Source organism: Streptosporangium sp. H13245 (assembly GCF_055690525.1).
The window spans coordinates 129,465-155,409 of record NZ_JBSZKT010000003.1 but is presented as its reverse complement, the minus strand read 5'-3'; the positions used below and the strand labels follow the sequence as shown (position 1 = coordinate 155,409).

Genomic DNA, 25,945 nt, shown 5'->3' with positions numbered 1-25,945 from the left:
GGTCCTTGCTGGGATCGGGTGGTGGGACTGGGCTGTGCGGGAGGTCAGAGGACCTTGCTGAGGAAGAGGCGGGTGCGCTCGTGCCGGGGGGCGTCCAGCACCTCGGCGGGGGTGCCCCGCTCGACGATCCGGCCCTCGTCCATGAAGACCACGGTGTCGGCGGCCTCGCGGGCGAAGCCGACCTCGTGGGTGACGACGATCATGGTGGTGCCGCTCCCGGCGAGGCCCTTCACCACGTCGAGCACCTCGCCGACGAGCTCCGGGTCCAGCGCGGACGTCGGCTCGTCGAAGAGGATGACCTTGGGCTCCAGGGCCAGGGCGCGGGCGATGGCCACCCGCTGCTGCTGGCCGCCGGAGAGCTTGCGGGGGTAGGAGTGCGCCTTGTCGGAGAGCCCGACCCGCTCCAGCAGCCGGGCCGCCAGCGCGTCCACCTCCGCCCTCGGCCTGCGCTGGGCCGACAGGGGCGCCTCGGTGACGTTCTGGTGCACGGTCAGGTGCGGGAAGAGGTTGAAGTTCTGGAAGACGAAACCGATCTTGGTCCGCTGGCGGAGGATCTCGCGTTCGGGCAGCTCGTACAGCCTGTCGCCGGACCTGCGGTAGCCGACCAGCTCGCCGTCGACGCTGACCGACCCGCTGTCCACCTTCTCCAGGTGGTTCACGGTACGGAGAAGCGTGGACTTCCCCGACCCCGAGGGGCCCAGGATCACCGTGACCTCGCCCGGGGCGATCCGCAGGTCCACCCCGCGCAGCACCTCCAGCGACCCGAAGCTCTTGTGCACGCCCCGCAGCTCGACCATCGCGGCGCTCATGCCCGGCCCTTCCCGTAGTGCCGCTCGATGTAGTGCTGCGCGACGGACATCACGGAGGTCATGACGAGATACCAGATGGTCGCCACCAAGAGGAGGGCGATGACCCTGCCGTTGCGGTTGAAGATCACCTGGACCTGGTAGAAGAGCTCGGGCAGGGCCATGATGTAGACGACCGAGGTGCCCTTGACCAGGCCGATGATCTCGTTTCCGGCGGTCGGCACGATCGACCGCATGGCCTGCGGCAGGACGATCCGGAACAGCTGCCTGGTCCGGGGGATGCCCAGCGCGGCGGCGGCCTCCCGCTGGCCGTGGTCCACCGAGAGCAGCCCGGCCCGGACGATCTCCGCGGCGTAGGCGGCCTGGTGCAGGGCCAGGCCGAGCGCGGCGGCGGTGACCGGGCCGATCAGGTCCATCGTCCCGATGTCGAAGAACGCCGGGCCGAACGGCACGCCGAAGGAGATCCTCGGATACAGCAGGGCCAGGTTGTACCAGAACAGCAGCTGCAGGATCAGCGGTATGGAGCGGAACAGGGCGATGTAGCCCCAGGCGACCGAGTTGAGCAGCGGATTCCCCGACAGCCGCATGAGCGCCAGGACCGTGCCGAGCAGGAAGCCGAAGACGATTCCCAGCGCGGTCAGCTCCAGGGTGAACACGACCGAGCGCAGCACGGAGGGCGCGAACAGATACTCCCCGACCACCTCCCACTCCCAGGCCGGGTTGGTGACCAGCGCGCTGACCGCCATGGCCAGCAGTACCGCGACCCCCAGGGCCGCCACCCACCGCCCGGGGTGGCGGGTGGTGACCACCCTCGGCGGGGGATCACCGGCCTCCGCGCCGTCCGGGCCGCCGGGGGTCCCGTCCGAGGGGGGAGTGGCGGCCAGGATCACGCGGGGCCCGCCGGGGGGCGACGCGGAGACGAGCCGGGCCCGGCTCCACGTGTGTCCCCGGTGCGCGCGTTCCCGGCCGCCTGTCACCGGGGGCGGTGCCTTCGCGAGGGCGGCGAGGGGATCGTGGGTGTCACCGCCGTCGGCGCCTGAGAGTTCGACGGGCATGGTTGAGGCCTTTCTGGCTGGTCTGTACCGGGGCAGGGGGGCGGCGCGGGGCGTGCTTCGCGGACGGATCGTCGGAGGGTCAGCGGCGACACGGGAAGGGGCGGGCGAGGGGTCCGCTCGCCACCGGGTGGAGCTCTGGGCGCACGGCATCACTTCAACACACGTTCACAATCCCGTCAAGACCTACTGGTTTAGTAGGTTTTTGGTCGAGCCCGGAAAACAGGGACGTTCGGGAAGGGTTAGCCTGTTCGGGGCGAGGTAGAGGCAGGGCGGAGGCGGGCCCCACGCCCGCCCTAGGGAAGGAACCGATGGCAGAGTTGGTTGGCGGGGAGCCTTCGGGCAGCCAGTTCCCCGTGGTGGACGTCCACGCGGCCATAGACCGCAGCGACCTGCTCGACGAGCTGTCCGACCTGAGGGTCAACGACGATGACGACGACGACCCCGTCCTGATCCGCCAGGACGGCAGTCCGGTCGACACCTGGCGGGAGAAGTATCCCTACGACAAGCGGATGGAGCGGGCGGAGTACGACCGCCTCAAGCGGCTGCTCCAGATCGAGCTGCTCAAGCTCCAGTACTGGATCAAGGACACCGGGGGGCGCCTGGTCATCCTCTTCGAGGGACGCGACGCCGCGGGCAAGGGCGGCACGATCAAGCGGTTCATGGAGCACCTCAACCCCAGGGGCGCGAACGTGGTGGCGCTGGAGAAGCCGAGCGAGCGCGAGAGCACCCAGTGGTACTTCCAGCGCTATATCTCCCACCTGCCCGCCGCCGGGGAGATGGTCTTCTTCGACCGCTCCTGGTACAACCGCGCCGGGGTCGAGCGGGTGATGCGCTTCTGCACCCCCGAGGAGTATCTGGAGTTCCTGGAGCAGGCCCCGGAGTTCGAGCGCATGCTCGTCCGTGACGGCATCCACCTGGTGAAGTTCTGGTTCTCGGTCTCCAGCTCCGAGCAGCGCACCCGGTTCGTGATCCGCCAGGTCGACCCGGTACGGCAGTGGAAGCTGTCGCCGATGGACCTGGAGTCGCTCGACAAGTGGGAGGACTACACCGCCGCCAAGGAGGACATGTTCGTCAACACCGACACGGAGGAGGCCCCGTGGACGGTGATCAAGAGCAATGACAAGAAGCGCGCCAGGATCGAGGCCATGCGCCACGTCCTGAGCCTGTTCGAGTACGAGAACAAGGACCACGAGATCGTCGGCTCCCCCGACCCCAAGATCGTCGTCCACGCCGTCGACGTGCTCGACGACGACCGCACCCGCTGAGACGACGGAACACCGGCCGCAACGGCCCCACGTCAGGCCACCGCCGGGGGCCCGGATCGATCCCCAAGGGACCCCCGGCCCGCCCACCTCAAAGCATCCTTCACCGGACCCCCGGCCTGCCCGCCTCGGAGGACCCCGGGCCCGCTCGCTTCGCAGGATCTCTGACCTGCCCGTCTCACGGAATCCCCGGCCCGCCCACGAGGCCATGCCGGACGCCACCCCTCCCCCCGGTTGCGGCACAATTGCCACATGTCCCTTGACCCCGCCATCGCGGCCCGGCTGAAGCGCACCGCCGACGGGCTGGTCCCCGCCGTCGTCCAGCAGTACGACACCGGCGAGGTGCTCATGCTCGCCTGGATGGACGACGAGGCGCTGCACCGCACGCTCACCACCGGCAGGGCCACCTACTGGTCGCGCAGCCGCGGGGCCTACTGGGTGAAGGGCGACACCTCCGGTCACGTCCAGCACGTCAAGTCCGCCGCGCTCGACTGTGACGGCGACACCGTCCTGCTCAGGGTCGACCAGGTGGGCGCCGCCTGCCACACCGGCGACCGGACGTGCTTCGACGCCGACGAGCTGACGGTGACCCGGGCGTGACGGCCGACGGCGACCCGGGCGTGACGACCGACGGCGACCCGAGTGTGAGAGCCAGGCGGGAGCTGTGGACCTGGCTGGCGGTGTGCGTCGCGGGCGCCGCGCTCGTGCTCCTCGCCTCGGGGCGCGACTGGTTCACCGTGACGTACGGCACCCGCGAGGTGGCGGTCTCCGCCGCGGAACTGGTCCCCGCGCTCGGTCCCGCCGCCTGGGCGACGCTCGCCGCGGTGGTCGCCGTCCTCGCGACGGGAGGCGTGTGGCGCGGGCTCGTCGGAGCGGTGATGGCGCTCGGCGGGGCCGGGATGATCGTCGGATCCTGGTGGGGGAGCGGCGCGAACGCCGCGCTGCGGATCTCCGCCGAGCGGGCGCCGATGTCCGCGGGCGCCACGCCTCAGGTCGTGGCGGCCGTCGCCTGGCCGGTCGTCGCCTCCGCCGGGGGGCTTCTGCTGCTGGCCGGGGGAGTGGCGGTGATCCTGCGCGGCGGGCGCTGGCCGGGCATGTCCGGCCGGTACGACCGGCAGGGCACCGCTCCCGGTGACGCGGGCCGTCCCGCTCCCGCCGAGAGCGCCCCCAGCGAGCGGGCCCTGTGGGACGCCATCGACGAGGGCACCGACCCGACGGTCGGCCCGGACCCCCGCGAGCGCTGACCCTCGTCACCCAAGGCCCGGCAGCGGGGCCTACCCCGGACCCCGCGAGCGCCGACCCTCGACGCCCGGCCCGCGCTCCCGCGGGCACCGGCTCCTGGCTACCCGGCCCCTCGCGAGGGCCGCCTCCGGGCACCCGGTGCGGATCCTCACGCTTCCACGGTCCCCGTGGTTCGCGTCTCGCGATCTCGCCGTCCGGGCGGTGAGGTCGTGTGCCCCCGGCTACGAGTTGCTCACAACGCGCTTACAAGCGTGAACGGATCCCCTCCTTTCTGGAGCGTTTTCGCTAGGATTTCGCCCGCAACTCGGATAATTGGGGGTCATTCATGAGCTATGGCGATCAGTCGGGTGGCTATGGCCAGCCCCCAGGGGGCGGCGGCTACGGCTCCCCGGGTGGCTACGGTTCGTCCGGCGGCTACGGCTCCGGAGGGTACAGCTCCGGAGGGTACGGCCCGCCCGGTGGCGGCTACGACCCCTACGGTGGCTACGGCCCGCCACAGCGGGGCAACAACGGCATGGCCATCGCCGCGCTGATCATGGGCATCGCCGGGCTGTTCCTCTGCGGTCTCACCTCGATCGTGGGCGCGGTGCTCGGCCACATCTCGCTGGGACAGATCAAGCGGACGGGCGAGGAGGGGCGGGGCATGGCCATCGCGGGCCTGGTCCTGTCCTACTTCGGCATCCTGTGCTGGCTGGCGCTGCTGGTCTGGCTGGTCGCGATCGGCGCCATCGTCGGCAGCGCCTCCCTGGGCGCCTGACGCGGGGACGGGCGCCCGGTCCGCGACCGGCCCCGATCTCGCCACGATGGCGTGCCCGGTACAGTCCCCTGTCCGCCGGTCCCGGCAAAGTCCCGTACCCGCCACGGCCCCTTACCCGCAGGGCACGCGCCCGGCCCGGGGCGGGCGGAGGTTCGCGCCGGTGGCGCGGGGTGGCGTGAGTAGGGTGGCCGGTGAGGGCTGGCCACCGGTGAAGGGTGCTGACGGGCCGTGGTGACGGGGAAGATCGCGGGTTCGCGCGCGGTGGCCGTGCTGGCGCCGCTCGGGGCCGCGCTGGCGGCGGGCGCGGCGGTCGCGTTCGTGGGGGCGGTGGACCCCAACGAGCCCGGCCACTATCCGACCTGCCCGTTCCTCCTGCTCACCGGCCTCTACTGTCCCGGCTGCGGCGGCCTGCGGACGGTGTACGCGCTCGTCCACGGGGATCCCGTGACGGCCCTGGGGCTCAATCCGCTCGTCGTGCTCATGATCCCGGTGCTGGTCCTGCTCTGGGGCCGGTGGACGCTGCGTGCCTGGTCGGGGGGCGGATTTATTGGGAAATCCGTCCGCCCGGCCTACGTGTGGTTGTCGCTCGCCGTGATGGTCGCGTTTTGGATAGTGCGAAATCTTCCTTTTGGGGATTTCCTAGCCCCATAGTCACCGATAGGTCTCACCCCGTGGCAGGGCGACCCCGGCCGGGCCGATAGCATCGGCGGAACAAGGGCAGTCGACCGGGAGGGGCCTTACTCGTGAGCGAGCGGAGCGAGCGAACCACGAATGCGGCGGTGTTCGCGAACCCGGCCCCTGAGCTTCGCGAGGAGGGCAAGTGAGCGTGCTTGAGGAAATCCTCGAAGGAGTCCGCGCCGATCTGGCCGAGCGGCAGGAGCGGGTGACGCTGGCCGAGCTCAAGGAGCGGGCCGGGCGGGCACCTTCCCCCCGTGACGCGTACGCGGCGCTGGGCGGCGACCAGGTGGCGGTCATCGCCGAGGTCAAGCGCTCCAGCCCGTCCAAGGGGGCCCTGGCCGCGATCGCCGACCCCGCCGCGCTGGCCGGGGACTACGAGTCGGGCGGCGCGCACGTCATCAGCGTGCTCACCGAGCGGCGCCGCTTCGGCGGCAGCCTCGACGACCTGGCCGCCGTGCGCGCCGTCGTCGACATCCCGGTGCTGCGCAAGGACTTCATCGTCACCTCGTACCAGCTCTGGGAGGCCCGCGCCTACGGTGCCGACCTGGCGCTGCTGATCGTCGCGGCGCTCGACCAGAACGCGCTGGTCTCGCTCATCGAGCGGGCCGAGTCGATCGGGCTGACCCCGCTGGTCGAGGTGCACACCGAGGAGGAGCTCGACCGGGCGCTCGCCGCCGGAGCCAAGATCATCGGTATCAACGCGCGGGACCTCAAGACCCTTGAGGTCGACCGCGAGGTGTTCGCCAAGCTGGCTCCCAAGATCCCCGAGGGCATCATCAAGATCGCCGAGTCGGGCGTGCGCGGCCCCCACGACCTGCTCGCCTACGCCAGGGCGGGCGCCGACGCCGTCCTGGTCGGCGAGAGCCTGGTGACCGGCAAGGACCCGCGGGCCGCCGTGGTCGACCTGGTCACCGCCGGTGCCCATCCCGCATCCCGACCCGAGGGGCAGTAAGCAGTGACAACGCACGAGGGAACCGTCATCACCACCGCCGACCTCGCGGGCAACGCCGCCCACGGCAACGACCCGGACGTCCACGGCAAGTTCGGCGTCTTCGGCGGACGCTACGTGCCCGAGGCGCTCATCCCGGCGCTGGACGAGGTCGCGGCGGAGTACGACAAGGCGAAGAACGACGTGGCGTTCCTGCGGGAGTTCGACCACCTGCTGCGCACCTACGCCGGGCGGCCCACCACGCTGACCGAGATCCCGCGTTTCGCGGAGCAGGCGGGCGGTGCCCGGATCATCCTCAAGCGCGAGGATCTGACCCACACCGGCGCCCACAAGATCAACAACGTGCTCGGCCAGGCCCTGCTGACCAAGCGCCTGGGCAAGACGCGGGTGATCGCCGAGACCGGTGCCGGACAGCACGGCGTCGCCACCGCGACCGCCGCCGCCCTGATGGGCCTGGAGTGCGTCATCTACATGGGGGCCGTCGACTGCGAGCGCCAGGCGCTCAACGTCGCCCGCATGAAGCTGCTCGGCGCCACCGTCGTCCCGGTCACCAACGGCAGCCAGACCCTCAAGGACGCCATCAACGAGGCGTTCCGCGACTGGGTCGCCAACGTCGACCGTACGCACTACCTCTTCGGCACCATCGCAGGACCGCACCCGTTCCCGGAGATCGTCCGCGACTTCGCGCGCATCATCGGCGTCGAGGCCCGCCGCCAGATGCTGGAGCTCACCGGCAGGCTGCCCGACGCGGTCGCCGCCGCTGTCGGCGGGGGATCGAACGCCATCGGCGTCTTCCACGCCTTCCTCGACGACCGGGACGTCCAGCTGCACGGCTACGAGGCGGGCGGCCGGGGCCTGGAGAGCGGCGAGCACGCCCTCACCCTCACCGCGGGCTCCATCGGCGTGCTGCACGGCTCACGCACCTACGTGCTGCAGGACGACGAGGGCCAGACGATCGAGTCGCACTCGATCTCGGCCGGGCTCGACTACCCCGGCGTCGGCCCCGAGCACGCCTGGCTCAAGGACAGCGGACGCGCCACCTACCACGGCATCACCGACGCCGAGGCGATGGACGCCTTCTCGCTGCTCGCCCGCACCGAGGGCATCATCCCCGCGATCGAGTCCTCGCACGCGCTCGCCGGAGCCCTCAAGCTCGGCCGCGAGATGGGTCCCGAGGCGACGATCCTGGTCAACCTCTCCGGCCGGGGCGACAAGGACATGGGCACCGCGATGAAGTACTTCAACCTCTGACATCCCTCTGACGGCCGACTTGCCTCCCCTTCGGCGGGCCGAAGGGGACGAACCGCAACGGAAGTAACGATGACGACTCTTCAGACGGTGTTCGCCAAGGCTAAGGCGGACGACCGCGCCGCCCTCATCGGATACCTGCCCGCTGGGTTCCCCAGCAAGGACGGCGCGATCGCCGTCGCCACCGCCATGGTGGAGGCGGGCTGTGACGTGATCGAGATCGGCCTTCCCTACTCGGACCCCCTCATGGACGGCCCGACGATCCAGGACGCCGTCCACCTGGCGCTGACCAACGGCACCCGCATCGCCGACGTGCTCCGCACGGTCGAGGGCGTGGCCGCCACCGGTGCCGCCACCCTCGTCATGACGTACTGGAACCCGATCGACCGCTACGGCGCCGACCGCTTCGCCAGGGACCTGGCGAACGCGGGCGGGGTGGGCACCATCACGCCCGACCTGACTCCCGAGGAGGCCGGTCCCTGGCGCGAGGCCAGCGCCGAGACCGGGATCGACACGGTCTTCCTGGTCGCCCCCAGCTCCACCGAGGCCCGCATCAAGGCCGTCGTCGACAGCTGCACCGGCTTCGTCTACGCGGCGTCGCTGATGGGCGTCACCGGCGCCCGCGACTCGGTCGGCGAGGCCGCGCAGGGCCTGGTCGAGCGCACCCGCCTCCACACCTCCCTGCCGGTCTGCGTCGGCCTGGGCGTCGGCACCGGGCGGCAGGCCGCCGAGGTCGCGGGGTACGCCGACGGCGTCATCGTGGGCTCGGCCTTCATCCGCCGCGTCTTGGACGCCCCGGACGAGGCCTCCGGCCTGGCGTCCGTCCGCGAGCTGGGCGCCGAGCTGGCGGCGGGCGTCCGAGGCTGAGGACTCGCCGGGGACGGCCCTCCCGCGGGGCCGCACCCTGGCCTTATGCCTGTCAGGCAGGCTTATTCAACGCTTATCCAGCCCGTGATGAGGTTTCCTTCGGATACCTTGCGATCGCCGGAGACGTCCGTGCCCGGGGCTGGAATAGGAGAATGGTGCTCGTGACCTCTGATAACCCCGCGCCCAATAGGTCGCGTATCGTGATTTCGACGCTACCCTGGGTAACGACCGTCTCGCGGCTGGTGCTGGCGGGCGTGCTGATCGTCGCGGGTTGGGGCAAGATCGGCACCCCGGTGCTCTCGGTTCAGGCGGTCGAGGCATACGAACTGCTCCCTGAATCGCTCGCCACGGTGGTCGGCTACGGCCTGCCGATCCTGGAGATCGTCGTAGGGGTGTTGCTGGTCGTCGGGCTGCTCACCCGGGCGGCGGGTGTCATCTCGGCACTGCTCATGCTGGCGTTTGTCATCGGGATCGCCTCGGCGTGGGCGCGCGGGCTGCGCATCGACTGCGGCTGCTTCGGTGGCGGCGGTCAGCTGGCCGCCGGGGTGGAGCCCGACTACCTCATCGACATCCTGCGTGACTTCGGTCTCTTCGGACTCGGTGTGCTCGTCGCCTGGTTCCCTCCGGGTCGCTTCGCGCTGGACTCCGCCCTGGGGCTCACCCCGGGACGGGAGCCGTACGACGACCTTGAGGGCGACGACGAGGAGGAGCACCAGGAAAAGGAGACTGACTGATGGGCAAGGCCGCGCGGGAACAGTCGGCGCGTGATCGGATCAAGGCACAGCGCGAAGAGCAGCTGGTGAAGGAGAGGCGCAAGCGTATGGCGACGATCGGAACGGCCGCCGTCCTCGCGATCGCCGCCGTCGGGGCGGGCTGGTGGTTCGCCGCCCAGAGCAGCAGGTCCGAGCAGATCGGCGCCGAGCTCGCGCCGATCACCGTCGCCTCGGACGGCTCGGTGGTCATGGCCAAGGCGGGCGTGGAGAAGCCGGTCCTGGACGTCTTCGAGGACTTCCAGTGCCCCGCGTGCCGGGCGCTTGAGGAGACCAGCGGTGCCACGATCAAGAACCTGGCGGCCGAGGGCAAGGCCAAGGTGGTCTACCACCCGATCACGATCTTCCAGGACCAGACCAACAGGGGCATCACCAAGGGCAACTCCCTGCGCGCCGCCGCGGCTTCCCGCTGCATCCCCGGAGGCGCCGCCTGGAGCAAGTTCCACGACAGGCTCTTCGACGAACAGCCCTCAGAGACCGAGGAGGGTTTCAAGATCCCGGACCTGATCGCCTGGGGCAAGGAGGCCGGGGTGACGGATCCCGGTTTCGACGCGTGCGTGACCAGCCAGGAGAAAGCGGCCGGGCACCTCGCCTACAGCACCAAGGTCCTGGAGACCCAGAAGCTCACGGGCACCCCGACGCTGAAGCTCAACGGCGCCGAGCTGGACACCGCCGTGGCCTTCAAACCGGCCGAGCTACGCGAGGCCGTTCTTGATGCCGCCAAATAACGCGCGACACGGTAACGTCAGCTGACATGCCCCTCGCCTCGATTCCCAGCCCCTCCCAGGGGGTCTGGCATCTCTTCGGCGTGGTCCCCATTCGGGCCTACGCACTGTGCATCGTGCTCGGCGTCGTCGTCGCGGTCGCCATCAGCGAGCGCCGCTGGCGTGCCCGCGGCGGTGTCCCCGGCACGATGGTGGATCTCGCCGTCTGGGCCGTGCCGTTCGGCCTGGTCGGTGGACGCCTCTACCACGTCATCACCGACTGGCAGCTCTACTTCGGGCCGGACGCGCCCAACGAGCCGATCGAGGCGCTGTTCATCTGGAACGGCGGCCTGGGCATCTGGGGTGCCGTCGCGCTCGGCGGCGTGGGCGTCTGGCTGGGCTGCCGCAGCCGGGGCATCTCCCTGACCGCGGTGGCCGACACCGTCGCCCCCGCCATCGCGGTGGCCCAGGCCATCGGCCGCTGGGGCAACTACTTCAACCAGGAGTTGTTCGGCAGCCCCACCGACCTGCCGTGGGGGCTGGAGATCGACCCCGACCGGCCGGGCACGGTGCCGGGCGAGGACACCTACCACCCCGCGTTCCTGTACGAGTCGATCTGGGACCTGGGCCTGGCACTGGTCCTCGTCTGGATCGGCCGCAAGTACCTGCTCCACCACGGCCGCCTGTTCGCCCTCTACGTCGCCGGCTACACCGTGGGCCGCTTCTGGATCGAGGGCCTGCGGGTCGACACCGCCCACCACATCCTCGGCCTGCGGCTGAACCAGTGGACCTCGATCATCCTGTTCGTCGGGGCGATGGCCTACTTCTGGCTCACCAGGAACAAGACCGGCGAGGAGCGGGTCATGCCACCGGCCGACCCCGCCGACCTCACGGACGGGGCCACCGCTTCGGGTGAGGACGAGGACGAGGATCCGGCGAAGGACGGGGCCACCGCCCTGGCCGCGCCGGGCGCGGGGGATCCCGTCGATCCGGCCCACCCGTCCGACCAGGCCGACGAGGCCGAGAACGACGGCGCGGCCGGGCGGGACGACGAGGCGCGGCCCGCCTCGGCGACGCTCGCGGCCGAGGCCGCGGGCTCGGTCGATCCGGCCCATCCGTCGGACCAGGCCGAGCCGGTGGAGAACGACCGAGCTGAGGGCGAGCCGGTTCCGGCCGCCACCGCCCCGGACAAGGCCGCCGCCGACAAGGCCACCTCCGACACGGTCGCCCCGGACAAGGCCGCCGTGGACAAGGCCGCCTCGGAGAGCACGGCTTCCAAGAGCACGATCTCTGAAAGCACGGCCGGTGCGGCCTCCGACGGGACCGCCTCGGATGCGGAGAGAGGCGATCTCCGCGAGGAGACCGCGACGAAGGTCGTTCCCGAGGGCGAGAAAGAACGACGTTGACGTTCTTCCCACGGTCGAGGCCCCGGGGCCCCGGACACGCCGCCGGATCGTCCGGCACACCGGCGTGTCTCCCCTCCGGGGCCGAGACCGGTGGTTCGCCTGAGCCCCGGGGCCTGCCGTCCCAAGGACCAGGGTGAGTTCGGACGCCTCCGGGGGGCGTGCCGAGATGCACCACCGGCACCGCGACGTCAACGGCGGCTGGCTGCGGCCGTCCGTCTTCGGCGCGATGGACGGCCTCGTCTCCAACTTCGCCCTGATCGCCGGTGTCGCCGGTGGCGCCGCGAGCACCAGGGTCATCCTGCTGGCCGGCGTCGCGGGGCTGGCCGCGGGCGCGTTCTCCATGGCCGGTGGCGAGTACGTCTCGGTGGCCAGCCAGCGGGAGCTCGCCCTGGCCGAGATCGACGTCGAGCGGCGCGAGCTCGAACGCCACCCCGAGGCCGAGCTTGAGGAGCTCGCCAAGCTCTACGAGGAGCGGGGCGTCGATCCCGCCGTGGCGGCGGAGGTGGCCCGGCAGATCTCGATGGACCCCGACAGGGCCCTTGAGGTGCACACCGAGGCCGAGCTGGGGGTCACCTTCCGTGACTTGCCCTCGCCCAGGATCGCCGCGGTCTCCTCGTTCCTGTCGTTCGGCGCGGGTGCGCTCCTGCCCCTCCTGCCGTACCTGCTCGGTGTCACCAGCCTGGTGGCCTCGGCGGTGATCTCCTGCCTGGCGCTGTTCGGCGCGGGCGCGCTGGTCTCCCGGGTCACCGCGCGCAGCTGGTGGTACAGCGGGCTGCGCCAGCTCGTCGTCGGCGCGGTCGCCGCCGGCCTGACCTTCGCCCTGGGCACCTTCCTGGGAGGAACCGGACTGTGACCACCCCAACCTCGACCCCGCCCCCCGCCCCCGGGCGCAAGCGTCGCCGTACGCCCAGCAAGGCGCAGACCTGGAGCGTCCCCCAGCTGGAGGAGTGGGGGCTGACCCCGACCCAGCAGCGGCTGGTGGTGGTGTTCGGATCGCTGGCGGGCGTGCTGGTCGCCGCGATCGGCCTCACCCTCGCGATCTCCGCGATCGGCAACGACTTCGAGCCCGAGCGGGCCACCGCCTCGGTCATCGGCACCGAACCCCGCCCCGACGTCTACAAGGGGTGGCCCTCCTCCAAGGTGTTCGCGCCGATCGCGGAGAGCAGGGCCGACCCCAAGCCGCTGACGGCCAAGGACCTCTTCGCCAAGACCCTCAAGGAGGGCAGGACCACGCTGAGGCTGGCGGGCAACCCCCGGCTGGAGACCGACTGCGCGGCGGCGGTCTGGGGTCAGGGGCTCGTCGACCTGCTCACCCAGGGAGGGTGCACCCAGGTGGCCAGGGGCCTGTACGCCAGCGCCGACGGCCGCTACGTCGCCCAGTACACCCTGTTCAACCTCCGCGACACCGCCTCCGCCGACACGCTGGTGAACACGCTGACCACCCTGCACCGGGGCGGCTGGGTCCAGCCGCTCCAGGCGCCCAGGGCCGCCTTCCCCGCCGGTGGCCACACCGAGGCCAGCGGTCACGCCATGGGCCACTACGCGGGCCTGGTCTGGATCGGCAGGGCCGACGGGGTGGAGCCGGGCCCGAGGGACGACTTCGTCTCGCTGTCCCTGACGGTCCGCGCCACGGAAAAGGCGATCTTCCGCCGCATCGTCGCCGCCTCCCCGGCGCCCGCCCCGGCCCAGTAGCCCCGGGTGCCCCGCCGGTCACAGTAAGCTTTTTTCATGCGCAAGTGGATCATCGTTGTCGTGCTGGCCGCACTCGCCGGGGCGGGGGCCTTCCTGTGGTTCGGGGACGAGCCCGCCCCGCGCGCCGCGGTTCTGCGCGCGGAGCCCGGTACGGCCCACTACGCGCCCATCGCGACCCGCGCCCTCGACCCCCAGCCGCTGACCGTGGCCGAGATGTTCCCCGGCCCCCCGGTGTCGGCGGGCACGACCAGTCTCGCGCTCAAGAACACCGAGACCCTCACCGACTGCGCCGAGGCCGTCTGGGGGAGCGTGGCCGACGCGCTCGGCGGGTGTACGCAGGTGCTGCGGGCCCGCTACGAGACCGGGGACGGCGCGGTCTCCGGCCAGTTCCTGATCTTCAATCTCGCCGACTCCGCCGCCGCCGACAGGCTCGTGGCGGCGCTCAGGGGCGGCGGCTTCGTCAGGCCCGCTCCCGGCACGCCCGAGGGCTTCGACGGCTCGCACAGCTGGGCCCAGGTCCGCGGCCTCGGGCACTACGTCACGGTGAGCTGGGTCGCCCCCGCGGTCAGGGGAAGCCGGGTGGATCTCACCTACCCGCAGGTCGCGGTGGACGGCGTCGGCCTGGTCATCCAGCGTCGGCTGACGCGCTGAGGGAGTTCTCCACTGCGGCCCGGAGCTCCAGCAGCCGGTGGGCGGGCAGTTCGAGGACGGTGACGTCGCCCGCCCACGGGGCCACGGCGGCGACGACCGCCCTGGCCTGCTTCTTCGTCAGGTCGCCCCGCACCCTGATCAGGGCCTCGCGCCAGGTGTTGGCGAGCTTGCCGTGCGCGTTGTCCAGGACGCGGCGCAGGATCCGGGCGGCGTCCGTCTCGTCCGCGTTCCCGGCGGGTGACGCGACCCGTACGGCGCGTACGGACGTGCCCTCGGCGGTGAGATCGTAGACGGGGGCGAGCAGGTCGGCGGGGAGGTCCTTCGGGGCCGCCGCCAGCGTGACACGGACCTCCCCGGCGCGGGTGGCCAGCAGCAGCCGGGGCAGCGCGGCCTCCAGACCGGCGGGAACGGAGATCGCCACCCGGGCCGGGTCGCTGGCGTAGGGCTTGGCCAGCCAGGTCGTCAGGCGCGCTCTGGGGGCTTTGGGCAGCACGTCGCGGGGCCATTCGCCCACCAGCACCTCAGGGACGAACCCGTCGCCGGAGTCCGGGGCCTGGGCGGCGGGGGAGCCCGCGGACTCCACGGACTGGGGGCCCTGCGTGTAGATGGCGGTGCCGGACGCCTCGGTGCGGGCGGTCGCGGCGGGCCAGGTCCTCGTCGTGGGACGCAGGACGTACAGGTCGGCGGCCGAGCCGATGGCCTCGGCGCCGAGGTAGCGGTTGAAGTCGGGGTAGATCGCCTCGTTGACGAGGTTGAGCTGTGACAGGGCCTGCTGGACCTTGAGGGCGAGCGCGGGGGTGCGCTCGCTGGCGCCGTACGCGAGCATGATCCGGCCCTGCTCGCGGTCGCGCAGCCCCTCCGCGCAGCGGGCGACGAACAGCCCGACGCCCTCGGGGGTGTAGGGAGGGTCGGTGATCGCCAGGTCGGCCCAGGAGTGGGCGGAGGCGGGCAGGCCCAGGCGCAGGTCGGCCCAGCGGGTCCGTACGGCGAGGCCGAGCCGGTCGGCCTCACCGGCGATGTAGGCGAGGATGCGCTCGTCGACGTCGACGACGGTCACCTCGACGCCGGGGTGCAGCATCGCGGTGGCGAGCGAGGTCAGGTCGTGGTCGCCCACGCACAGCAGCCGGGCGCCGTCCAGCCAGAACCGGGCGTCCAGCAGCAGCGCCCGCCTGACCACGGTCTCGCCGGTCGCGGCGACGTGGTCCAGCGTGTGGCGGCCCCGGGGGGCCTTGGCGATCAGCTCGTCCATGCGGGCGACCAGGTCCGCGCGGCCGGGGAGCAGATGGGCCACGGGGTCCGCGGGCGCGATGACCCTCGGTGTGAGGCTGTTCACTCCTGGTCCGGCCGGTGCGGAGGGGGATGCCGGTGTGGGGTCGCTCACCCTCGGCCCTGTCGGTGTGGGGCTGTTCACTCCTGTCACTTCCGAGCCGGTCGCTCCGGGGTCGTTCACCCCCGATCCGGCCGGTACGGAGGCGTTCTCCCGCTGTTTGGCAGGGTCCTGCCTGGCAGGACCCTGCCAGATCGGCTCCAGCCAGGCCGGAGGGGCCGGGAGCCTGAATCGGTCGCCGGATCGCTCCAGTTCGGCGTCCACCTCGCGCAGCAGAGCCTCGATGGTCCGCCTCGACGTCGCGGTCTCCCTGACCAGGTCGGCGAGTGTCCACCAGCGGCCCGCACCCAGTGCCACCAGCGCGTTTCTCAGCCGTCTGCCGTCGACGCCCGCCCGCGCGACGAGCGCCCGGGCCCCGGTCTCCCCGGCGATTTCCGGGGCGACGGGCCGCCTCGACACGCCCGGGGCGTCCGGAGTGCCGCCGTCTGTCAGGCCGGTGGGCTCGCCCTGGTCGCTCGGTTCCATTGGGCCACCCTAGGGCCAGGACCTGGAATGTTGTGCCATCGCGACGTGTTAAACGAACCGGGCGAACCTGCACTAATTCGGCGGGATCTCACCGGGTAGGCAGGTATCCGGCAGGGTACGGTAATCTCTACCCACCACGCAGCAGGGCCAACGTCGTCCCTTGCTTGTTCGCAAGAAGCAAGACGACGGGAGGGATTCAATGCCTGCTGCCCACCTCGGCTTTCCCGAGCCCCAGGGCCTGTACCACCCCTCACACGAGCACGACGCCTGCGGTGTCGCCATGGTCGCGGACGTGGCCGGTCGCCGTAGTCACGATATTGTCGCGAAGGCTCTGACCGCCCTGTGCAATCTTGACCACCGGGGGGCTCAGGGTAGCGAACCGGACACCGGTGACGGGGCCGGGATCCTGACGCAGATCCCCGACGCCTTCTTCCGCGTGGTGACGGACCTCCCCCTGCCCGCGGCCGGTTCCTACGCCGCCGGGACGGCCTTCCTGCCCGCCGAGGCGCAGGCCCGCGAGACCGCCGTACGGCTGATCGAGGAGATCGCCGCGGAGGAGGGCCTGACGGTCCTCGGCTGGCGTGAGGTCCCGACCACCCCCGACCTTCCCGGCCCGAGCGCCCGCGCGGTGATGCCGTTCTTCGGCCAGCTGTTCGTGGCGTCCCCGGACGGCGAGAGCGGCCTGGAGCTGGACCGGCTGGCCTTCTGCCTGCGCAAGCGGGCCGAGCACGAGGCGAACGTCTACTTCCCCTCGCTCAGCTCCCGGACGATCGTCTACAAGGGCATGCTCACCCCGCTGCAGGTCGAGCAGTTCTTCCCCGACCTGAGCGACGAGCGCTACGAGACCGCGATCGCGCTGGTCCACTCGCGTTTCTCCACCAACACCTTCCCCTCGTGGCCGCTGGCGCACCCGTACCGCTACGTCGCCCACAACGGTGAGATCAACACGGTCAAGGGCAACCGCAACTGGATGCGCGCCCGCGAGGCCATGCTGGGGACGGCGAACCTGCCGGGCAACCTGTCGCGGCTCTTCCCGATCTGCGACCCGGCCGGTTCCGACACCGCCTCCTTCGACGAGACGCTGGAGCTCATCCACCTCGCGGGACGCAGCCTGCCGCACGCGGTGCTGATGATGATCCCCGAGGCGTGGGAGAGCCACACCGAGATGGACCCCGCGCGGCGGGCGTTCTACGAGTTCCACTCCACGATGATGGAGGCCTGGGACGGCCCGGCCTCGATCACCTTCTCCGACGGCACCCTGGTCGGCGCGGTGCTCGACCGCAACGGCCTGCGCCCGGGACGGTTCTGGGTCACCGCGGACGGCCTGGTCGTGCTCGCCTCCGAGGCGGGCGTGCTGGACATCGCCCCCGAGGACGTGGTCCGCAAGGGCCGCCTGCAGCCCGGCAAGATGTTCCTGATCGACACCGAGCTCGGCAAGATCATCGAGGATGACGAGATCAAGGCCGAGCTGGCGGCCGAGCTGCCGTACGCGGACTGGCTGCACGCCGGGCTGGTCCGCTTCGAGGAGCTGCCCGCCCGCTCGCGCGAGGTCCTCTCGCACGAGGCGCTGATCAAGCGGCAGCAGACCTTCGGCTACACCGAGGAGGAGCTGCGGATCATCCTGGGCCCGATGGCCAGGGCGGGCATCGAGCCGATCGGCTCGATGGGCACCGACACCCCGGTCGCGGTGCTCAGCGAGAAGCCCCGGCTGCTGTTCGACTACTTCAGCCAGCTGTTCGCGCAGGTCACCAACCCGCCGCTGGACGCGATCCGCGAGGAGCTCGTCACCTCCCTGGCCAGCACCATCGGCCCCGAGGGCAACCTGCTCGACCCGGGCCCGGCCTCCTGCCGCCAGCTCGTGCTGCCCTACCCGGTGCTCGACAACGACGAGCTCGCGAAGATCATCCACATCAACGACGAGGGCGCGCTGCCGGGCTTCCACCCGCACGTGGTCTCCGGCCTGTACGAGGTCGCAGGCGGCGGCGAGGCGCTGCTGCGCCGCATCCAGGAGATCCGCGCCGAGGTCTCCTCGGTGATCGAGGGCGGGGCGCGGATCATCGTGCTGTCCGACCGGGGCTCCTCCGCGACCCTGGCGCCGATCCCCTCGCTGCTGCTCACCGGTGCCGTCCACCACCACCTGATCGCCGAGAAGACCCGCACCAAGATCGGTCTGGTCGTCGAGACCGGCGAGGCGCGCGAGGCGCACCACATGGCGCTGCTCGTCGGCTACGGGGCGGGCGCGGTCAACCCGTACCTCGCCATCGAGACCGTCGAGGACATGGTCGACTCCGGCGCCCTGAAGGTCGACCGGCACAAGGCCGTGCGCAACCTCATCAAGGCGTACGGCAAGGGCGTGCTGAAGGTCATGTCCAAGATGGGGGTGTCCACGGTCGCCTCCTACACCGGGGCGCAGATCTTCGAGGCGCTCGGCCTGAGCCAGGAGGTCGTGGACGCCTGCTTCACCGGGACCACGTCCCGCCTGGGCGGCGTCGGCTTCGACGTCCTGGCCGAGGAGGCGGCGCAGCGGCACCTGCGCGCCTACCCCCGGGCCGAGAACGCCCACCGCCGCCTGGAGGTCGGCGGCGAGTACCAGTGGCGCCGCGAGGGCGAGCCGCACCTGTTCAACCCCGAGACCGTCTTCAAGCTGCAGCACGCCACCCGCTCGCGCCGCTACGAGATCTTCAAGGAGTACACCGGCCTGGTGGACTCCCAGGCGGAGAAGCTGATGACGCTGCGCGGCATGTTCAAGCTGCGCGAGGGCGTGCGCGAGCCGGTGCCGATCGACGAGGTCGAGCCGGTCAGCGAGATCGTCAAGCGCTTCTCCACCGGCGCGATGTCGTACGGCTCCATCTCGATGGAGGCGCACGAGACGCTCGCCATCGCGATGAACCGGCTGGGCGGCAAGTCCAACACCGGCGAGGGCGGCGAGGACCCCGAGCGGCTGCACGACCCGGCCCGGCGTTCGGCGATCAAGCAGGTGGCCTCCGGCCGGTTCGGCGTGACGTCGGAGTATCTGGTCAACGCCGACGACGTGCAGATCAAGATGGCCCAGGGCGCCAAGCCCGGCGAGGGCGGCCAGCTGCCCGGCCACAAGGTCTACCCGTGGATCGCCAAGACCCGGCACTCCACCCCGGGCGTCGGCCTCATCTCGCCGCCGCCGCACCACGACATCTACTCGATCGAGGACCTCGCCCAGCTCATCCACGACCTGAAGAACGCGAACCCGGCCGCCCGCGTGCACGTCAAGCTCGTGGCCGAGGTCGGGGTCGGCACGGTCGCGGCGGGCGTGTCCAAGGCCCACGCGGACGTCGTGCTCATCTCCGGCCACGACGGCGGCACCGGCGCCTCCCCGCTGACCTCGCTCAAGCACGCGGGCGCCCCCTGGGAGCTCGGCCTGGCCGAGACCCAGCAGACGCTGCTGCTCAACGGCCTGCGCGACCGGATCGTCGTGCAGGTGGACGGCCAGCTCAAGACCGGCCGCGACGTGGTCATCGCCGCGCTGCTCGGCGCCGAGGAGTACGGCTTCGCCACGGCCCCGCTGGTCGTCTCCGGCTGCGTGATGATGCGCGTCTGCCACCTGGACACCTGCCCGGTCGGCGTCGCCACCCAGAACCCCGAGCTGCGCAAGCGGTTCACCGGCAAGCCCGAGTTCGTGGTCAACTTCTTCGAGTTCGTCGCCGAGGAGATCCGCGAGTATCTCGCCGCGCTGGGCTTCCGCAGCGTCGAGGAGGCCGTCGGCCACGCCGAGCTGCTGGACACCACCCCTGCGGAGAGCCACTGGAAGGCCTCGGGACTGGACCTGGCGCCGATCCTGCACCAGCCCGAGCTGCCCGAGGGCGCCTCGCTGCGCCGTACGGTGGACCAGGACCACGGTCTGGCCAAGGCGCTGGACAACACGCTGATCCAGCTCGCCGAGGGCGCGCTCAAGGGCGGTGCCAGGGTCACGCTCGACCTGCCCATTCGCAACGTCAACCGCACGGTCGGCACCATGCTCGGCCACGAGGTGACCAAGCGGTACGGCGGCGCGGGACTGCCCGACAACACCATCGACGTGCGCTTCACCGGCTCCGCGGGCAACTCCTTCGGCGCCTTCCTGCCCAGGGGCATCACCCTGCGGCTGACCGGCGACGCCAACGACTACGTGGGCAAGGGCCTGTCCGGCGGCCGGATCTCGGTCCAGCCGCACGACGCGGCCCCGCTGGAGGGGCACATCATCGCCGGGAACGTCGGCCTGTACGGCGCGACCTCCGGTGAGGCCTTCATCCGCGGCGTCGTGGGGGAGCGGTTCTGCGTCCGCAACTCCGGTGCCACCGCGGTGGTCGAGGGCGTCGGCGACCACGGCTGCGAGTACATGACCGGCGGCAAGGTGGTCGTCCTCGGCCCGACCGGCCGCAACTTCGCGGCGGGCATGTCGGGCGGCGTCGCCTACCTGCTCGACCTCGACGCCGAGCGGGTCAACCGGGAGATGGTCGAGATCGAGGAGGTCGGGGAGGCCGACTCCGAGGCGCTGCGCGAGATCGTCGAGGCCCACCTGACCGAGACCGGCTCCACGGTGGCCAAGGCGCTCCTCGCCGACTGGGACCCGTCCCGCTTCGGCAAGATCATGCCGACGGACTACAAGCGGGTCCTGCGGGCCGCCGAGTCCGCCCGGCTGGAGGGCCGCGACATCGACGAGGCCGTCATGACGGCTGCGGTCCAGGGGTGAGGCCGATGTCCGTTTGTTTCGTTCAGATTTCTCGGGTTTCTCAGGGATAAGGGAGGTACGACCGATGGCTGACCCCAAGGGTTTCCTCGCTCACGGACGCGAGCTGCCGGCGCGCCGACCGGTGGACGTGCGCATCCGCGACTGGCGCGAGGTCTACGAGGACTTCTCCAAGCCCGCGCTGACCAAGCAGGCCGCGCGCTGCATGGACTGCGGCATCCCGTTCTGCCACAACGGCTGCCCGCTGGGCAACCTGATCCCCGAGTGGAACGACCTGGTCTACCGGGACGACTGGCACGAGGCCATCGAGCGCCTGCACGCCACCAACAACTTCCCGGAGTTCACCGGCCGCCTGTGCCCGGCTCCGTGTGAGGCGGCGTGCGTGCTCGGCATCAACTCCGACCCGGTCGCGATCAAGCGGGTCGAGGTCGAGATCATCGACCGCGCCTTCGACGAGGGCTGGGTCACCCCCCAGATCCCCACCTCGAAGACCGGTAAGAGGGTCGCGGTCGTCGGCTCTGGCCCCGCGGGCCTGGCCGCCGCGCAGCAGCTCACCAGGGCCGGGCACGACGTGGTCGTGTTCGAGCGGGCCGACCGGATCGGCGGCCTGCTCCGCTACGGCATCCCCGAGTTCAAGATGGAGAAGCGGCACATCGACCGCCGTCTCGACCAGATGCGGGCCGAGGGCACCGAGTTCCGTACCGGCGTCAACGTCGGCGTGGACATCACGGCGGCGCGGCTGCGCGAGGAGTTCGACGCGGTCGTCCTGGCCGGTGGCGCGACCCAGTGGCGGGACCTGCCCGTCGCCGGGCGCGACCTGAAGGGCGTCTACCAGGCGATGGAGTACCTGCCGCCCTCCAACCGGGTCCAGGAGGGCGACTTCCCGGTCTCGCCGATCAGCGCCGAGGGCAAGCACGTCGTCGTGATCGGCGGCGGCGACACCGGCGCCGACTGCATCGGCACCGCGATCCGGCAGGGGGCCGCCTCGGTCACCCAGCTGGAGATCATGCCCCAGCCCCCGGCGAGCCGTCCCGGCAGCCAGCCGTGGCCCACGTTCCCCATCCTGTTCAAGATGGAGAGCGCCCACGAGGAGCTGGCCGACGGCGAGGGCGCCCGGGTCTACGCGGTCTCCACCACCGAGTTCGTCGGCGACGCCGACGGCAACGTCCGGGCGCTGCGCCTGGTCGAGGTGGGCGGCCCGGCGACCGGGTTCAAGCCGGTGCCCGGCTCCGAGCGGGAGATCCCGGCCGAGCTGGTCACGCTGTCGATGGGCTTCGTGGGCCCGGAGAAGAAGGGTCTGCTGGAGGAGCTCGCCGAGGTCGCCGGGGGCGAGTTCTTCGACGCCAGGGGCAACGTCGCCAGGGACAAGGGCTACATGTCCTCGGTCGACGGCGTCTTCGTCGCCGGGGACGTGGGCCGGGGCCAGTCGCTGATCGTGTGGGCGATCGCCGAGGGCCGCTCGGCCGCCTCGGCCGCCGACCGCTACCTCACGGGCCGGACGGCCCTGCCGGTGGCGATCCCGCCGACGGCGCGACCTCTGGTCTGACACGTTATGGCCGGTCCGGGTATGTCATGGTTGACTCATGCGTATCCGGACCGGCTCACGTATTTCGGGGCCGGTTCGTGTGTGCCCCGGCCGATCCGGCCCGGCCGAGGTCGCTCCGGGGGGACGCGGCGGGTCCGGGCAGGTTACGGCCCATCCGGTGAGTGGGGAGTTTTACCAGCGGTATCAGGTAGAAATGCGCAGAGCCGTAGTTCGGATTGCTTCGGCGGATATATGCCTGAAAAATAAACTTTCTTAATCAGGCCAGGTGCGGAGGATCGATGAATCGCGGGATCAGAAGCCTGACGGGCGCGGCGACGGTGCTCGCCCTGGCGGCGACCCTCACGGCGGGCGCCCTGGGCGGCGGGACCACGGCGGGCACGGGCCAGACCCGCGAGTACCTGGTCTTCTACGCGGACGGCGCCCGCGACCGGGCGATCGACGCGATCGGCGCGAGCGGCGGCACGGCCCTGTCGTCCGACACCAGGATCGGCTACGTCCTCGCCAGCGGTCCCGGCCCCCGCTTCGTGGAGAGCCTGGCCGCCAGCGACGCCGTCGAGGGAGTCTCCTCCGACCGCAGGATCGGCTCCGCCACCGCGATCCCCGCCGCGCCGGCCGCGTTCGAGAACGGGACCCCGCGCGTCTTCCCCTCCGCCGACGCCCTGGGACTGGCGGGCACCCCCGGCTCCCCGGCACCGGCCGCCGGTACGCCGGAGCCGCTGGCCGGGCGGCAGTGGGACATGAAGATGATCGGCGCCACCGCGGAGGGCTCCTACGCCACCGAGCCCGGTGACAAGCGGGTGCTGGTCGGCGTCATCGACACCGGCATCGACGGCAAACACCCCGACATCGCCCCCAACTTCAACCGCGCCCTGAGCCGCAACTTCGTGACCGACCGGCCCAAGGACCCCAACGGCAAGGCCCTGGACGGGCCCTGCGAGTTCGCGAGCTGCAAGGACCCGGCCGACTGGGACGACGACGGCCACGGCACCCACGTGGCCAGCACCATCGCCTCACCGCTCAACGGTGTGGGCATCGCCGGGGTGGCCCCCCAGGTGTCCCTGGTGAACCTGCGCGCAGGACAGGACTCCGGCCTGTTCTTCCTCAAGCCCAGCATGGACGCGCTCACCTACGCCGCCGACGCCGGGATCGACGTGGTCAACATGAGCTTCTACGTCGACCCGTGGCTGTTCAACTGCAAGGCCAACCCCGGCGACTCCAAGGCCGAGCAGCTGGAGCAGCGCGGCATCATCACCGGCATGCAGCGTGCCCTCGACTACGCCCGCAAGCGCGGCGTCACCCTCATCAGCGCCATCGGCAACGGCTCCACCGACCTCGGCAGGCCCAGCAAGGACGCGACCAGCCCCGACTACCCCAAGGACGCCGAGCGCACCCGCAAGGTCGACAACTCCTGCCTCAACGTCCCGGCCGAGTCCAAGGGCGTCATCTCGGTCACCTCGGTGGGCCAGAGCGGGCGCAAGGCCTACTACTCCGACTACGGCGTCGAGCAGGCCGACCTGGCGGCCCCCGGCGGGGACGAGTTCGACGGCAGCGGCACCTACGACACCACCAGGGGCATCCTGGCCGCCGCGCCGGAGAACGCGCTCAAGGCCAAGGGGCAGATCGCCGCCGACGGCACGCCGAAGTCCGAGTCGATCATCCGGGACTGCGAGGGCGGCACCTGCGCCTACTACCAGTATCTCGTCGGCACCTCCATGGCAGCCCCGCACGCCACCGGCGTCGCCGCCATCCTGATCAGCCGCTTCGGCAAGCCCGGCAAGGGCGGTCTCACGATGCCCCCCGCCGACGTCCAGAGCCAGCTGTACTCCACCGCCACCGAGAAGGGCTGCCCCTCCCCGCGCGAGTACGCCTACAAGATCGACCTCGTGATGGACGCGGTCCACAAGTGTGAGGGTCCCAAGTCGCGCAACGGCTTCTACGGCCACGGCGTCATCAGCGCCGAGAAGGCCGCCAAGGCCGCCCCCCTCACGCCCTGACCCTCTCGTCGGGACCTCGCGCCGGGAACTTCTCATCGGGATTTTCTCGTCGGAAACGCGGGGAACGTCCGTGGCGCGCGACCGGTCGTCCGGGGCGCGCGCCCGCGGGTGTTCCTGTGGCGTCAGGGCTCGCGAGTGGGCGCGAGAGACGATTCGCAACCTCCCGTTCACCCAGGGTAGCTTTGTGTCACCGAATTTTTCATCGGCGCTATGACCAACGTCACGACCAAGTGGTCTGTACCAATTAGGGTGGGATCCGTGACTCGTCGCGCGAAAATCGTCTGCACTCTCGGCCCCGCCACCTCCTCTCCCGAACGCCTCCGCGAACTCATCGCGGCCGGGATGGACGTGGCCCGTTTCAACCTCAGCCACGGCAGCCACGAGCTGCACAAGGAGGTTTACGACAGGGTGAGGGAGGCCGCCGCCGAGCTCGGGCGTGGCGTGGGTCTGCTGGCCGACCTCCAGGGCCCCAAGATCCGGGTCGGCAAGTTCGGTGAGGGCCCCGTCCGCCTTGGCTTCGGTGACGTCTTCACGATCACCACTGAGGAGGTCCCCGGCGACCGTGAGCAGGTCTCCACGTCCTACCTGGGGCTTCCCAAGGACGTCAATCCCGGGGACAGCATCCTGGTCGACGACGGCCGCGTCCGGCTGGAGGTGACCCGGATCGACGGCCAGCGCGTCACCACCCGCGTGATCATCGGCGGCATGATCTCCGACAACAAGGGCCTCAACCTGCCCGGCGTCAACGTCAGCGCCCCCGTCCTGACCGACAAGGACGAGACCGACCTGCGCTGGGCGCTGCGCACCGGCTTCGACCTGGTCGCCCTCTCCTTCGTCAGGCGTCCCTCCGACGCCGACGTGGTGCGCAACATCATGGAGCAGGAGGGCATCCGCCTCCCGCTGCTCGCCAAGATCGAGAAGCCGCAGGCCGTGGAGCGGCTCCCGGAGATCATCGAGGCCTTCGACGGCATCATGGTCGCCCGCGGTGACCTCGGTGTCGAGCTGCCGCTGGAGGAGGTGCCCATCGTGCAGAAGCGCGCCATCGAGCTCTGCCGCGAGAAGGCCCGCCCGGTCATCGTCGCCACCCAGATGCTGGAGTCGATGATCACCTCCCCGCGTCCCACCCGCGCCGAGGCCTCCGACGTCGCCTACGCCGTCATGGACGGCGCCGACGCGGTCATGCTCTCGGGGGAGACCTCGGTCGGCAACTACCCCATCGAGGTCGTCGAGACGATGAGCCGCATCGCCACGACCGCCGAGAAGAGCTCCCTGCAGGCCACGCACAGCCTCGACCGGCTGCCGGAGACCACCGGCGGCGCCATCGCCCGCGCCGCGGCCGAGGTCGGCGCCATCGTCGGCGCGAAGGCGCTGGTGGCGTTCACCATGTCCGGTGAGACGGCCCGCCGCCTGGCCCGCTACCGCTCGCCGATCCCGCTGCTGGCCTTCACCTCCGCCCGCCACGTCCGCAACCAGCTCGCGCTGACCTGGGGCGTGGAGACCTTCGAGGTGCCGTTCGTCCACCACACCGACGACATGGTCCGCCAGGTGGAGGCGTCGCTGCTCGCCAACTCCCGTCTGGAGAAGGGCGACAAGGTCGTCATCGTCGCCGGTTCGCCTCCCGGCACCGCGGGCTCCACCAACGCCCTGCGCGTGCACACCATCGGGGCGGCGGTCTCCAACCCCGCCTGACCCGCTCGATCGCGTACGGCCACCGCTCCGGCGGTGGCCGTACGCGTTTCCGGGGTCACCGCGCGACCGCGTATT

21 protein-coding genes are annotated in these 25,945 nt (G+C 71.1%); 18 read left to right on the top strand and 3 right to left on the bottom strand.

Going from position 1 to position 25,945, the window contains the following annotated elements; genetic code table 11:
- Nucleotides 1-44 precede the first annotated feature (44 nt).
- Both ACW9TB_RS07565 and ACW9TB_RS07560 read right to left on the bottom strand, forming a co-directional pair.
- On the bottom strand, nucleotides 45-809 hold the full coding sequence (locus ACW9TB_RS07565; RefSeq protein WP_472747212.1) for an amino acid ABC transporter ATP-binding protein: 765 nt from the start codon (nucleotides 807-809) through the stop codon (nucleotides 45-47).
- Nucleotides 806-1,861 (bottom strand): amino acid ABC transporter permease, encoded by a 1,056-nt coding sequence (locus ACW9TB_RS07560; RefSeq protein ID WP_472747211.1) that lies wholly within the window; start codon nucleotides 1,859-1,861, stop codon nucleotides 806-808. Before ACW9TB_RS07560 ends, ACW9TB_RS07565 begins: the two co-directional genes overlap by 4 nt.
- Nucleotides 1,862-2,169: 308 nt before the next feature.
- Between ACW9TB_RS07560 and ppk2 the strand changes: the two genes are divergently transcribed.
- The 14 genes from ppk2 (at nucleotide 2,170) to ACW9TB_RS07490 (ending at nucleotide 14,087) form a co-directional block, all read left to right on the top strand.
- Nucleotides 2,170-3,126 (top strand): polyphosphate kinase 2, encoded by a 957-nt coding sequence (ppk2, locus tag ACW9TB_RS07555; protein WP_472747210.1) that lies wholly within the window; start codon nucleotides 2,170-2,172, stop codon nucleotides 3,124-3,126.
- A gap of 249 nt (nucleotides 3,127-3,375) precedes the next feature.
- On the top strand, nucleotides 3,376-3,723 hold the full coding sequence (gene hisI, locus ACW9TB_RS07550; protein WP_472747209.1) for a phosphoribosyl-AMP cyclohydrolase: 348 nt from the start codon (nucleotides 3,376-3,378) through the stop codon (nucleotides 3,721-3,723).
- Complete coding sequence (locus tag ACW9TB_RS07545) at nucleotides 3,720-4,367, top strand: Trp biosynthesis-associated membrane protein (RefSeq protein WP_472747208.1); 648 nt, start codon at nucleotides 3,720-3,722, stop codon at nucleotides 4,365-4,367. The genes hisI and ACW9TB_RS07545 overlap by 4 nt, the downstream gene beginning before the upstream one ends.
- A gap of 323 nt (nucleotides 4,368-4,690) precedes the next feature.
- Nucleotides 4,691-5,122, top strand: a complete 432-nt coding sequence (locus ACW9TB_RS07540) for a DUF4190 domain-containing protein (RefSeq protein ID WP_472747207.1) — start codon at nucleotides 4,691-4,693, stop codon at nucleotides 5,120-5,122.
- 231 nt (nucleotides 5,123-5,353) lie between these two features.
- Nucleotides 5,354-5,773 (top strand): DUF2752 domain-containing protein, encoded by a 420-nt coding sequence (locus ACW9TB_RS07535; protein WP_472747206.1) that lies wholly within the window; start codon nucleotides 5,354-5,356, stop codon nucleotides 5,771-5,773.
- A 169-nt stretch (nucleotides 5,774-5,942) separates the two neighbouring features.
- Complete coding sequence (trpC, locus tag ACW9TB_RS07530) at nucleotides 5,943-6,752, top strand: indole-3-glycerol phosphate synthase TrpC (protein ID WP_472747205.1); 810 nt, start codon at nucleotides 5,943-5,945, stop codon at nucleotides 6,750-6,752.
- A gap of 27 nt (nucleotides 6,753-6,779) precedes the next feature.
- Nucleotides 6,780-8,000, top strand: a complete 1,221-nt coding sequence (gene trpB / locus ACW9TB_RS07525) for a tryptophan synthase subunit beta (RefSeq protein WP_472747577.1) — start codon at nucleotides 6,780-6,782, stop codon at nucleotides 7,998-8,000.
- A 69-nt stretch (nucleotides 8,001-8,069) separates the two neighbouring features.
- Entirely contained in the window at nucleotides 8,070-8,864 is a 795-nt protein-coding gene (gene trpA / locus ACW9TB_RS07520; RefSeq protein WP_472747204.1) for a tryptophan synthase subunit alpha, read from the top strand.
- Between the two features lie 200 nt (nucleotides 8,865-9,064).
- Nucleotides 9,065-9,598, top strand: a complete 534-nt coding sequence (locus tag ACW9TB_RS07515) for a MauE/DoxX family redox-associated membrane protein (protein ID WP_329424438.1) — start codon at nucleotides 9,065-9,067, stop codon at nucleotides 9,596-9,598.
- A complete protein-coding gene (locus ACW9TB_RS07510; protein WP_472747203.1) occupies nucleotides 9,598-10,362 on the top strand; it encodes a DsbA family protein in 765 nt (254 codons plus the stop codon). The genes ACW9TB_RS07515 and ACW9TB_RS07510 overlap by 1 nt, the downstream gene beginning before the upstream one ends.
- A gap of 26 nt (nucleotides 10,363-10,388) precedes the next feature.
- Nucleotides 10,389-11,744: a prolipoprotein diacylglyceryl transferase gene (lgt, locus tag ACW9TB_RS07505; RefSeq protein ID WP_472747202.1), complete on the top strand. Its 1,356-nt coding sequence runs from the start codon at nucleotides 10,389-10,391 to the stop codon at nucleotides 11,742-11,744.
- Between the two features lie 133 nt (nucleotides 11,745-11,877).
- A complete protein-coding gene (locus tag ACW9TB_RS07500; protein ID WP_472747201.1) occupies nucleotides 11,878-12,597 on the top strand; it encodes a VIT1/CCC1 transporter family protein in 720 nt (239 codons plus the stop codon).
- Nucleotides 12,594-13,436 carry a hypothetical protein gene (locus ACW9TB_RS07495; protein ID WP_472747200.1) on the top strand — a complete coding sequence of 281 codons (843 nt, stop codon included), beginning with the start codon at nucleotides 12,594-12,596 and terminating at the stop codon, nucleotides 13,434-13,436. Before ACW9TB_RS07500 ends, ACW9TB_RS07495 begins: the two co-directional genes overlap by 4 nt.
- A gap of 36 nt (nucleotides 13,437-13,472) precedes the next feature.
- Nucleotides 13,473-14,087: a hypothetical protein gene (locus ACW9TB_RS07490; protein ID WP_472747199.1), complete on the top strand. Its 615-nt coding sequence runs from the start codon at nucleotides 13,473-13,475 to the stop codon at nucleotides 14,085-14,087.
- On the opposite strand, the gene ACW9TB_RS07485 is transcribed toward ACW9TB_RS07490, so the two are convergent.
- Nucleotides 14,062-15,939 (bottom strand): bis-aminopropyl spermidine synthase family protein, encoded by a 1,878-nt coding sequence (locus tag ACW9TB_RS07485; RefSeq protein ID WP_472747198.1) that lies wholly within the window; start codon nucleotides 15,937-15,939, stop codon nucleotides 14,062-14,064. The two genes, ACW9TB_RS07490 and ACW9TB_RS07485, sit on opposite strands and share 26 nt — an antisense overlap.
- Nucleotides 15,940-16,138: 199 nt before the next feature.
- On the opposite strand from ACW9TB_RS07485, the gene gltB reads away from it, so the two are divergent.
- The 4 genes from gltB (at nucleotide 16,139) to pyk (ending at nucleotide 25,870) form a co-directional block, all read left to right on the top strand.
- Nucleotides 16,139-20,644 (top strand): glutamate synthase large subunit, encoded by a 4,506-nt coding sequence (gene gltB, locus ACW9TB_RS07480; protein WP_472747197.1) that lies wholly within the window; start codon nucleotides 16,139-16,141, stop codon nucleotides 20,642-20,644.
- 64 nt (nucleotides 20,645-20,708) lie between these two features.
- The gene (locus ACW9TB_RS07475; RefSeq protein WP_472747196.1) at nucleotides 20,709-22,187 is read left to right on the top strand and encodes a glutamate synthase subunit beta; all 1,479 of its coding nucleotides are present in this window, start codon (nucleotides 20,709-20,711) and stop codon (nucleotides 22,185-22,187) included.
- Nucleotides 22,188-22,465: 278 nt separating this feature from the next.
- Complete coding sequence (locus ACW9TB_RS07470) at nucleotides 22,466-24,181, top strand: S8 family peptidase (RefSeq protein WP_472747195.1); 1,716 nt, start codon at nucleotides 22,466-22,468, stop codon at nucleotides 24,179-24,181.
- Between the two features lie 258 nt (nucleotides 24,182-24,439).
- Nucleotides 24,440-25,870 (top strand): pyruvate kinase, encoded by a 1,431-nt coding sequence (gene pyk / locus ACW9TB_RS07465; RefSeq protein WP_472747194.1) that lies wholly within the window; start codon nucleotides 24,440-24,442, stop codon nucleotides 25,868-25,870.
- Nucleotides 25,871-25,945: the final 75 nt, after the last annotated feature.

Excerpts from the sequence above, each read along its gene's own strand:
- ACW9TB_RS07565 (WP_472747212.1), bottom strand. The coding sequence starts at position 809 with ATGAGCGCCGCGATGGTCGAGCTGCGGGGCGTGCACAAGAGCTTCGGG.
- ACW9TB_RS07475 (WP_472747196.1), top strand. The coding sequence starts at position 20,709 with ATGGCTGACCCCAAGGGTTTCCTCGCTCACGGACGCGAGCTGCCGGCG.
- hisI (WP_472747209.1), top strand. The coding sequence starts at position 3,376 with ATGTCCCTTGACCCCGCCATCGCGGCCCGGCTGAAGCGCACCGCCGAC.
- ACW9TB_RS07560 (WP_472747211.1), bottom strand. The coding sequence starts at position 1,861 with ATGCCCGTCGAACTCTCAGGCGCCGACGGCGGTGACACCCACGATCCC.
- lgt (WP_472747202.1), top strand. The coding sequence starts at position 10,389 with ATGCCCCTCGCCTCGATTCCCAGCCCCTCCCAGGGGGTCTGGCATCTC.
- ACW9TB_RS07540 (WP_472747207.1), top strand. The coding sequence starts at position 4,691 with ATGAGCTATGGCGATCAGTCGGGTGGCTATGGCCAGCCCCCAGGGGGC.
- gltB (WP_472747197.1), top strand. The coding sequence starts at position 16,139 with ATGCCTGCTGCCCACCTCGGCTTTCCCGAGCCCCAGGGCCTGTACCAC.
- ACW9TB_RS07510 (WP_472747203.1), top strand. The coding sequence starts at position 9,598 with ATGGGCAAGGCCGCGCGGGAACAGTCGGCGCGTGATCGGATCAAGGCA.
- ACW9TB_RS07485 (WP_472747198.1), bottom strand. The coding sequence starts at position 15,939 with ATGGAACCGAGCGACCAGGGCGAGCCCACCGGCCTGACAGACGGCGGC.
- ACW9TB_RS07470 (WP_472747195.1), top strand. The coding sequence starts at position 22,466 with ATGAATCGCGGGATCAGAAGCCTGACGGGCGCGGCGACGGTGCTCGCC.
- ACW9TB_RS07490 (WP_472747199.1), top strand. The coding sequence starts at position 13,473 with ATGCGCAAGTGGATCATCGTTGTCGTGCTGGCCGCACTCGCCGGGGCG.
- trpA (WP_472747204.1), top strand. The coding sequence starts at position 8,070 with ATGACGACTCTTCAGACGGTGTTCGCCAAGGCTAAGGCGGACGACCGC.
- ppk2 (WP_472747210.1), top strand. The coding sequence starts at position 2,170 with ATGGCAGAGTTGGTTGGCGGGGAGCCTTCGGGCAGCCAGTTCCCCGTG.